The organism is Cobetia sp. MB87, from assembly GCF_011319755.1.
Lineage (GTDB): Bacteria > Pseudomonadota > Gammaproteobacteria > Pseudomonadales > Halomonadaceae > Cobetia.
In genome coordinates, this window is the sequence record NZ_VFBC01000003.1 from 240194 (window position 1) to 248549 (window position 8356).

Annotated in this window: 7 protein-coding genes and 3 tRNA genes; 3 read left to right on the plus strand and 7 right to left on the minus strand. The window is 60.7% G+C overall.

The annotated features are described in order from the left end of the window. The first annotated feature begins 2 nt into the window (after window positions 1-2). Together CDPAHKCJ_RS02595 and CDPAHKCJ_RS02600 are read left to right on the plus strand one after the other, a co-directional pair. The gene (locus CDPAHKCJ_RS02595) at window positions 3-491 is read left to right on the plus strand and encodes a GAF domain-containing protein (RefSeq protein ID WP_166018587.1); all 489 of its coding nucleotides are present in this window, start codon (window positions 3-5) and stop codon (window positions 489-491) included. 164 nt (window positions 492-655) lie between these two features. Further along, on the plus strand, window positions 656-1630 hold the full coding sequence (locus CDPAHKCJ_RS02600; protein WP_166018588.1) for an alpha/beta hydrolase: 975 nt from the start codon (window positions 656-658) through the stop codon (window positions 1628-1630). Between the two features lie 84 nt (window positions 1631-1714). On the opposite strand, the gene CDPAHKCJ_RS02605 is transcribed toward CDPAHKCJ_RS02600, so the two are convergent. The 7 genes from CDPAHKCJ_RS02605 to glpT all read right to left on the minus strand — a co-directional run bounded on the left by CDPAHKCJ_RS02605 (window position 1715) and on the right by glpT (window position 6960). Further along, window positions 1715-1791: transfer RNA gene (locus CDPAHKCJ_RS02605), tRNA-Val, on the minus strand. Window positions 1792-1841: 50 nt separating this feature from the next. Beyond that, window positions 1842-1918: transfer RNA gene (locus CDPAHKCJ_RS02610), tRNA-Val, on the minus strand. Between the two features lie 37 nt (window positions 1919-1955). Beyond that, window positions 1956-2032: transfer RNA gene (locus CDPAHKCJ_RS02615), tRNA-Val, on the minus strand. Between the two features lie 338 nt (window positions 2033-2370). Beyond that, complete coding sequence (locus tag CDPAHKCJ_RS02620) at window positions 2371-3093, minus strand: MIP/aquaporin family protein (RefSeq protein WP_166018589.1); 723 nt, start codon at window positions 3091-3093, stop codon at window positions 2371-2373. A gap of 216 nt (window positions 3094-3309) precedes the next feature. Then, window positions 3310-4032, minus strand: coding sequence for an MIP/aquaporin family protein (locus CDPAHKCJ_RS02625; protein ID WP_052384798.1), 723 nt, complete (start codon window positions 4030-4032; stop codon window positions 3310-3312). 2 nt (window positions 4033-4034) lie between these two features. Then, window positions 4035-5528 (minus strand): glycerol kinase GlpK, encoded by a 1494-nt coding sequence (gene glpK, locus CDPAHKCJ_RS02630; RefSeq protein ID WP_166018590.1) that lies wholly within the window; start codon window positions 5526-5528, stop codon window positions 4035-4037. Between the two features lie 88 nt (window positions 5529-5616). Next, window positions 5617-6960 (minus strand): glycerol-3-phosphate transporter, encoded by a 1344-nt coding sequence (gene glpT, locus CDPAHKCJ_RS02635; RefSeq protein ID WP_166018591.1) that lies wholly within the window; start codon window positions 6958-6960, stop codon window positions 5617-5619. Between the two features lie 421 nt (window positions 6961-7381). On the opposite strand from glpT, the gene CDPAHKCJ_RS02640 reads away from it, so the two are divergent. Then, window positions 7382-8173 (plus strand): DeoR/GlpR family transcriptional regulator, encoded by a 792-nt coding sequence (locus CDPAHKCJ_RS02640; protein WP_166018592.1) that lies wholly within the window; start codon window positions 7382-7384, stop codon window positions 8171-8173. Window positions 8174-8356: the final 183 nt, after the last annotated feature.

Consider the following 8356-nt stretch of genomic DNA (forward strand, 5'->3'; position numbering starts at 1 on the left):
TCATGACCACTCGTCCCGACTATTCACTGCTGGCGCGCCAGCTGGACGCCATTCTCGACACTCGAGACTGGCTGACCAATGCCTCTCAGACGGCTGCCTTCATCAACATGACGGTGGAGAACCTCAACTGGGCAGGCTTCTATGTGCAACGTCAGCCGCAGATTCTGCACCTGGGGCCGTTCCAGGGTCAGCCGGCCTGCCACCCGATTCCCTTCACCAAGGGCGTGTGTGGCGCCGCCGCCACCGAGCGCACCACCCAGCGTGTCGCGGACGTACACGCCTTCCCGGGCCATATTGCCTGTGATGCCGCTTCGCGCAGCGAGCTGGTGATTCCGGTGCTCATCGAGCAGGACGGCCAGCAAGTGCTGTGGGGTGTGCTGGATCTGGATAGCCCAAGCCCTGAGCGCTTCGAAGAGGAAGACCAGGCCGGCATCGAGCGCCTGGTCGAGATCTTCATCGCCTCCAGCGATTTCGACAGCGTTCCTGTCTGAATCGGTCAGCCTGTCTGAAGAGGTCGGCCTGCCTGCAGTTTCATGCCCTGCCGCCCGCCGTGCTTACCCGCACCGCGGGCGGTTTGCGTTGTGCCACCCTGCCACTTGCGTAACCCTTGACGAGGTGTAACGTGAAGACTCCTCTGACCTGACAGGAGCAGAACATGCCAGCGACCGCACCTCCTCATGCAGAAGCTTCTCTCCAGAATCACGATGACGCCCATGCCGGGCTTGAGCAGGTCATCAAGCATCTCGAGCGCATCAAGGCGTTCACGGCGCGCACCGGCAATGACCTCGGCGCCAAGCGCACCCTGCTTGAGGCTTACTTCGCCGCCGACGCCAGCATTCTCGACACCGGCGTGACACCGCGCCTCGCGATGGTGCCAGGCGGCGAGGGAGAGCGTGTCTGTGAGGTGTTGCCGGCACCCGATGACGCACCAGCGCGCCCGCGTCACCTGCTGTATGTACATGGTGGCAGCTGGATCGCAGGCTCACCTGCCGGTCACCGCCCGCTGGCCAGCCGTCTGGGCCGTGCGGCACGCGCCGAGACCTACACCCTGGATTATCGTCTCGCGCCAGAGGCCGCCTTCCCGGCCGGCCTGCAGGACGTGTTGGCCGCGTGGCGCTGGCTATGTGACGAATACCCGCAGGACCACCTGCTGCTGGCCGGTGACAGCGCGGGCGGCAACCTCACACTGGCGGCCCTGAATGCACTCAAGAGTGCAGGCGAACGGCTGCCGGATGCAGTGATCGCCTTCTCGCCCGCCACCGACCTCAGCTGGGGCAGCGCCTCGCTGTCGCGCAAGGCCGAGGTGGACCCGATCCTCGACCCCAATCTGCTGCCCTTCGTGAGCATGGCCTATGTGCAGGACGGCACCGACATGAGCGATCCGCGCATCTCGCCGCTGGAGGGAAATCTGTTTGACCTGCCTCCGACGCTGATCCAGTGCGGCGAGGCGGAGATCCTGCTCGATGACAGCCGACGCTATGCCGCGCAGGCCCAGGATTGTGGCTCACCTGTCACGCTCAGCCTGTGGCCGGACATGCCGCATGTGTTCGTCGGTTTCGCCCCACTGCTGAGCGCTGCCAATGCCGCTCTCAAGGAAGCACGCGAATTCCTCGACGCTACGCTTGCCTGAGCGGCGCACACCAGTCCTGCGGCAGACTTTCATGACACGCACACGAAAACGCCCGACTCGATGAGCCGGGCGTTTTCTGGAATCTGGTAGGACCAGGCGGATTTGAACCGCCGACCTCCACGATGTCAACGTGGCGCTCTAACCAACTGAGCTATGGTCCTGAAGTGTGGCAGATGACACAAGAGCACTTGAAACATACCGTGGAACGGCTTGGTAGGACCAGGCGGATTTGAACCGCCGACCTCCACGATGTCAACGTGGCGCTCTAACCAACTGAGCTATGGTCCTGAATCAAGTGGCGTGATGTTGCCATCAGTGCCGATGCTGGTAGGACCAGGCGGATTTGAACCGCCGACCTCCACGATGTCAACGTGGCGCTCTAACCAACTGAGCTATGGTCCTATGTCAGCATGCTGAAAAGCGAAGCAGTGTGATGCGAAGTGCTTTGCCCTGTCAGCGAGGACGTATTCTACGCAACTCCCGTTTTGATGCAACCCCCTGATGATAAAAAATTTTCTCGCCAATCTACCTTGCCAGGATCAGGTAAAAAGCGCGGGTAAAGAGCGGCCATGGTTCGCGGCGCGCAAGGCACGCAAGCGAGGCACGTCATCATGGCCAGGCCTGAAAGGACTCACCCATTTACTTGTCCGGCCCGGCACCGCCAGCCGCTCTTGTCGAACGATACAAGGTTGGCTGGCAGCGCACAGATACGGCAATGACTGGCTGCAGGGCCTGGACTGCTAGAAAAAGACCCGACGCAGCACAGCTGCCAATACAGCCCCCAGCAAGGGGCCAGCGATGGGCACCCAGGCATACTGCCAGCCCGAACTGCCCTTGCCGGCAATCGGCAACACCCAATGCGCGAAGCGCGGCGCCAGATCACGCGCCGGATTCATCGCATTGCCGGTCGGGCCACCCAGTGACAGACCGATGGCCCACACCAGCGCGCCGATGAGATACGGCAATACCCGATCCGTGATCAGCTCACTGTTGACCATGCTGCCGATGGCGAAGATGAGTACCACTGTCGCGATCGCCTCACTGATGACATTGGCCGTCTTGTTGGCCACTGCCGGGTCAGTACAGAAGACCGCGCGTTTGCGCAGCGGGTCTCGGGTCACCTCCCAGTGCGGGTAATAGGCCGCCCACACCAGCACCGCTCCCATGAAGCAGCCGAGCAGCTCCGCCAGCATCATCCTGGCGACCTTGAGCTCATCGGTATGCACGCCCAACAGGTATTTCGCCATCGTCACCGCCGGATTGAGATCGCCATAGGGCGACCCTGTCGAGGTCGAGACCAGCACCCCGACCATCACGGCAAATCCCCAGCCGGCATTGATCATCAGCCAGCTGGAACCCGCTCCCTTGGTGCCCCTGAGCATCGCATTGGCGACCACGCCACCCCCCAGCAGAATCATGAAGGTGGTGCCCAGAAACTCGCCCGTCATGACGTCAGTCCACATCTTGATGACCTCCGCCACTTGCCCCCTGTCAGTCGTCTACCGCCATCTCTCGCCCGCACGAACGCGCCCCATGACGATGGAGTGATGCTATCGCCAAGTGATGGCAAGAAAAGGCGAAGACCCGAAATGACTTCGCCCCGTCGAGGGACGGGGCGAAGACTGGTTACAGTGCCACAGGTGCAGGGAACTTCACCAGCAGATTGCGGCAAGGATTTGTTACAGCAGCAGATGCCACATGGAGGCTGCGATCAAGGCCCCTGCCAGGGGACCGGCGATCGGCACCCAGGCATAGCCCCAGCCGGAGGCGCCCTTGCCGTGGATCGGCAACAAGGAGTGTGCGATGCGCGGCCCCAGGTCACGCGCCGGGTTGATGGCATAGCCGGTCGCGCCACCCAGCGAGAGGCCGATGGCCCACACCAGCATGCCGACCAGATACGGCAGCAGGCCAGCGCTGATGGTGCCTGAACCGACGATGGCACCGATACCGAAGATCAGCACCACGGTACCGATCACTTCGCTGAGCATATTGCCCAGACGACATTCAACTGCCGGATCCGTGCAGAACACTGCCCGTTTGAGGCCAGCATCGCTGGTACGCTTCCAATGCGGCAGATAGGCCAGCCACACCATCACGGCACCGGCGAAACAGCCCAGCATCTGCGCGATGACATGCCGCGCCACATCCATGAGAGTGGCATGCACCCCGAGCAGATACTTGGCCAGGGTCACCGCCGGGTTGAGATCCGCCTGGGGCGAACCGGTCGAGACAGCCACGAACACGCCGATCATCACGGCAAAGCCCCAGCCGGTGGTGATCACGATCCAACCGGAACCATTGCCCTTGGTGTCAGACAACACCACATTTGCGACCACGCCACCGCCGAACAGGATAAGGAACAGACAGCCGAGAAACTCGCCCGTCATGACATCGGTCCACATGCTCAGTGGCCTCCGTCGCTTTTCACTCTTTCCACCGCTTCCAGCCAGCCGGCGTAGAGGCGCTCACGCTGCTCTTCCGCCATTTCCGGCGCGAAGGTACGCTCGCAATGCCACAGCTCGCTGATCTCATCCAGGCTGTCATACCAGCCGATATGAAGGCCGGCCAGATAGGCGACGCCCAGCGCCGTGGTTTCCAGCACGCGCGGACGATCCACCTTCACGCCCAGCATGTCGGAGAGGAACTGCATCACCCAGTTGTTGCTGACCATGCCGCCATCCACGCGCAGATTCGCGCAGTTGATGGCCACGTCATCCAGCATGCACTCCTGCAGGTCACGCGTCTGATAACAGACAGACTGCAGGCCAGCCGCCACGATATCGGTGATGCCTGTGCCACGGGTCAGCCCCAGAATCGCGCCACGCGCCTGCGGGTCCCAGTGCGGTGCCCCCAGGCCGGTGAAGGCCGGCACCATGTAGACGCCGTGGTCGGCCTTGGCCGCCCGCGCCAACGGTTCGGTCTCGGAGGCATCCGAGAACAGCTTCAGACCGTCACGCAGCCACTGCACGGTAGCACCCGCCACGAAGATGCTGCCCTCCATGGCATAGGTCGGCTTGCCATTGAGGCGATAACCCACCGTGGTCAGCAGACGATTGCGCGACAGCTCCATCTTCTCGCCGGTGTTCATGATCATGAAGCAGCCAGTGCCGTAGGTGCTCTTGCTCATGCCGGGCGTGAAGCAGGCCTGACCGACCAGCGCCGCCTGTTGATCGCCGGCCACGCCGCGAATCGGCATCGCCGCACCGAACAGCTGCGGATCGGTGATGCCGAAATCATCACTGGAATCCAGCACTTGCGGCAGCAGGGATTCCGGGATGCCGAACAGCTCCAGCAGCTCACTGTCCCAGCACTGATCGACGATGTTGAACAGGCAAGTACGCGATGCGTTGGTGGCATCGGTGACGTGACGCTTGCCAGCGGTCAGCTTCCAGATCAGGTAGCTGTCGACGGTACCGAAGGCCAGCTCGCCCTTCTCGGCACGCGCGCGAACGCCTTCGACATTCTCGAGAATCCAGCGCAGCTTGGTCGCGGAGAAATAGGGGTCGATCAGCAGGCCGGTCTTCTGCTGGATCATGTCACCATGACCGGCATCGGAAAGCTCACGGCAGTATTCGTGGGTGCGGCGGTCCTGCCAGACGATGGCGTTGTAGACCGGCACGCCGGTCTCGCGGTCCCAGACGATGGTGGTCTCACGCTGATTGGTGATCCCGATGGCGGCCACCTGCTCGGCGCCGATATTGGTATTGATCAGCGACTGACGCACGGTGCGCTTCACCGATCCCCAAATATCATCGACGTTGTGCTCGACCCAGCCGCTGTTCGGAAAGTGTTGCGCAAATTCCTCTTGTGCCAGTCCGGTTACCGCACCTTCACGATCGAAGAGTATGGCGCGCGAGCTGGTGGTTCCCTGGTCAATGGACAGAATGTGGTTGGTCATCGTCAATATCTCCCGGTAGTCCGTTACAAGATGGCCCACCCATGCAACGTTCAGCGGGCCATTTGAATGATCATGTTTCCGCTGGGGATCAGCTGGCGGTGCGTACCGACAAGCGAGTGCTCTCGAATATCGTCAATGACAACAGGACGACCGCCATCACGCACGATCCAATCAACAACATGAAACCACCATCCCATCCATAGGCATCTACCGTATAGCCTACCAAGGCACTGGCAGCGACAGAGCCGCCCAGGTAACCGAACAGGCCGGTGAAGCCAGCCGCGGTCCCTGCCGCCTTCTTGGGTACCAGCTCAAGCGCCTGCAGACCGATCAGCATGACCGGGCCATAGATCAGGAAGCCGATGGCGACCAGACACATCATGTCGATTCCCGGATTACCGGCAGGATTCAACCAATAGACAGTGGTGAAGACGGCGACCAGCGCCATGAAACACACCCCTGTCGCACCGCGATTGCCTCGGAACAGCTTGTCGGACAACCAACCACACAGCAGCGTGCCGGGGATACCGGCCCACTCATACAGGAAATATGCCCAGGAGGACTTGTCGACGCTGAAGCTCTTGGCTTCCTGCAGGTAGGTCGGCGCCCAGTCGAGGACCCCGTAACGCAGCAGATACACGAAGACATTCGCCAGCGCGATGTACCAGAGCATGCGATTCTTCAACACGTACTTGACCAGAATCTCCCGCGTGGAGAATTCCTGCTCGTGGCTTTCATCGTATCCCGGCGGGTAGTCATTCTTGTGCTTCTCGATGGGAGGCAAGCCACAACTCTGCGGCGTGTCTCGCATCGTCAGCAAGGCAAAGATCGCCACGAAGACGGCCAGCGCGGCAGGCACATAGAATGCGGACTGCCAGTCGTTGAACCAGGCCATACCAAGAATGAACAGCGGACCGACAAGACCGCCGCCCACGTTATGGGCCACGTTCCACACCGAAACGATCTGGCCACGCTCACTCTGTGACCACCAATGCACCATGGTGCGACCACAGGGCGGCCATCCCATGCCCTGCACCCACCCATTGAGGAACAGCAGCACGAACATGATGCCGATGCTGGAGGTTGCCCAGTCAGTAAAACCGAACAGGAACATGATGCCGGCAGACATTAGTAGACCAGCAGGGAGGAAATAACGCGGGTTGGAGCGGTCAGAGACAGCGCCCATCACGAATTTGGAGATACCATAGGCGATCGACACGCCGGCAAAGGCCAGACCAAGATCACCACGGGAGTAGCCTTGCTCCACTAGGGAAGGCATGGCCAGAGAGAAGTTCTTGCGTACCAGATAGTAGCCAGCATAGCCTAAAAAGATACCAAGAAAGATTTGCCATCTCAGTCGCTTATAGGTGTCGTCTACCTTGGCGTCGTGAAGCGGTGTGGCGTGCACCGCGGATTTGAATAAACCGTACATACTGCTGCTCGCTCCTGATTTTACGACACCGACCTCTACACGGGCATAGCGACGCCTTGACAGACGCGCTTGGTGTTCGAATGCGAAAGTACAGGCTTCACATCGGTGTCACAATGCGAAAAGCACCGATATTCGCTATACCTTTGTCTACACGATCACGATAACCCTTTCTATTCAATGAGTTATGCAGGATTTCGCATAACTTCAACGGCTTGCGCCCACCAAGTCAATCAGTGCAACCATTGGTGTCACCGCGAGCATGCATTAAAAAAGAACACCAAACGAACATCCTGAATGGCACAGCGCCCCACATCGCCATCACGGGGCACCTGGTCGAGCAGCAGCCGCACTCAGGCTCACGTTGCCTCCGCGACGGTTCAGAGCAGACGTTTTTTTCACCGGACATGAGCAAGAGGACAGGATGATGCAGCCAAAGCGCCATCGCGCCATTGTCGAACTGATCACGCGTCAGGGCTATGCCTCCATCGAGCAGCTGGCCAGTCACTTCGAGGTCACGCCGCAGACCATTCGTCGCGACCTCAATCAGCTCTCCGAGGCCGGTGCGCTTAAGCGCGTGCACGGGGGCGCGGGGCTTGAGTCCAGTACCGTCAGCACCGCTTACAGCACCCGCAAGACATTGAACCTGGGCGCCAAGCGGCGCATGGCGGCGGCCCTGGCCAGGCAGATTCCCGACCACGCCTCGCTGTTCATCAACATCGGCACCAGCAACGAGATGGTGGCCGAGGCGCTGTGTGATCACCACGGGCTTGAAGTCATCACCAACAATCTGAACGTGGCGGCCATCCTCCAGCACAAGGAGGATTTCAACGTCATCGTGGCCGGCGGCATGGTGCGTTCCCGCGATGGCGGCATCATCGGCGAGGCCACCATCGACTTCATTAACCAGTTCAAGGTCGACTTCGGGATCATCGGCATCAGCGGTATCGATGAAGATGGCTCGCTGCTGGAATTCGACTATCAGGAAGTGCGAGTCGCCCAGGCGATCATCCACAACTCACGCCAGGTCTTCCTGATCGCGGATCACTCCAAGTTCCAGCGCAATGCGGTCGTGCGCCAGGGCAACCTGAGCCAACTCGATGCGCTCTTCACCGATATCCAGCCCCCGGAAAGCATCCTGACCCTGATGCGTCAGCACGAAGTCGCGCTGCATGTCGCCGGTGACGAGTCGTCTGACGAGACTGGCGGCGCTTGAGCGCCAGGACGCGTCATCCAGCCGACGAGTCGTCTCGCAACCGACTCATCTCATAATCAGGTCATCGCGCAATCAAGGGGCCAGGCAATACGCCGACGAGCAGTCTGGCCCGGCTCTCGCCCTTCTACTTATTATCCCCCTCCCTGGCCCCCTTGCCCCCTTGCCCCCTCACACCGATACACC

Coding starts and splice junctions, on each gene's coding strand:
- CDPAHKCJ_RS02595 (WP_166018587.1), top strand. CDS start 3: ATGACCACTCGTCCCGACTATTCACTGCTGGCGCGCCAGCTGGACGCC.
- CDPAHKCJ_RS02600 (WP_166018588.1), top strand. CDS start 656: ATGCCAGCGACCGCACCTCCTCATGCAGAAGCTTCTCTCCAGAATCAC.
- CDPAHKCJ_RS02620 (WP_166018589.1), bottom strand. CDS start 3,093: ATGTGGACTGACGTCATGACGGGCGAGTTTCTGGGCACCACCTTCATG.
- CDPAHKCJ_RS02625 (WP_052384798.1), bottom strand. CDS start 4,032: ATGTGGACCGATGTCATGACGGGCGAGTTTCTCGGCTGTCTGTTCCTT.
- glpK (WP_166018590.1), bottom strand. CDS start 5,528: ATGACCAACCACATTCTGTCCATTGACCAGGGAACCACCAGCTCGCGC.
- glpT (WP_166018591.1), bottom strand. CDS start 6,960: ATGTACGGTTTATTCAAATCCGCGGTGCACGCCACACCGCTTCACGAC.
- CDPAHKCJ_RS02640 (WP_166018592.1), top strand. CDS start 7,382: ATGATGCAGCCAAAGCGCCATCGCGCCATTGTCGAACTGATCACGCGT.